This is a genomic window from Eisenbergiella sp. OF01-20 (assembly GCF_003478085.1).
GTDB lineage: Bacteria > Bacillota > Clostridia > Lachnospirales > Lachnospiraceae > Eisenbergiella.
Map to the genome: position 1 here is coordinate 1 of NZ_QUES01000102.1, position 855 is coordinate 855.

Sequence of the window (855 nt, forward strand, 5' to 3'; positions counted from 1 at the left end):
CTGTCAAAGGACGATGACCTGCAAGGCGAAAGTGCCAGTATCGCCAACCAGCGGGATATGCTGGAAAAATACTGCGAAAAGCAGGGATGGGAGGTTGTGGCAGTCTATCAGGACGATGGCTTCACAGGTCTTAATATGGAGCGTCCTGATTTACAGAGAATGTTGAGAGCCATTGAGCGCAGGCAAATCAACCTTGTCATCACGAAAGACCTCAGCCGACTGGGGCGGAACTATCTGCAAACCGGGCATTTGATTGAGGACTTTTTCCCAAGAAGCGGTGTCCGCTATATCGCCATGAATGACGGTATCGACACCCTGCGTGATAACAACGATATTGCCCCGTTCAAGAATATCCTGAACGAGATGTACAGCAAGGATATTTCCAAGAAAGTCCATTCCTCTTATCTTCTGAAAGCGCAGAAAGGACAGTTTACCGGGTGTCTTGCCCCGTTCGGGTATCGGAAAGACCCGGAGGACAAAAACCATCTGCTCATTGACGAGGAAACCGCCCCGATTGTGCGGCTGATTTTCGGATATGCCCTGAACGGTCATGGTCCGAACTATATCCGCAGACGGCTGGAGGAAGAAAAAATCCCCTGCCCCACATGGTGGAACCGGGAACGGGGGCTTCGCAATACCCGTACAAAATGGGAAAAGAAAGACCCGGAAAATGGGCGGTATATGTGGGACTTCTCCGTTATCAAAGACCTTTTGATGAATCCCGTCTACACCGGGGCGATTGCTTCCCAGAAAAAGGACTACCGTTTCAAAATCGGCACGATTGGGGAAAAGAAGCCGGAGGACTGGATTGTGGTGGAGGGACAGCATGAACCGCTGATTGACCGCATGAGCTTT

The 855-nt window shown here is 50.8% G+C and carries 1 protein-coding gene; it reads left to right on the forward strand.

From position 1 onward, the window contains the following. Positions 1–855, forward strand: an 855-nt coding sequence (locus DXA36_RS32650) for a recombinase family protein (protein WP_243114794.1), incomplete at both ends; no start/stop codon positions are given.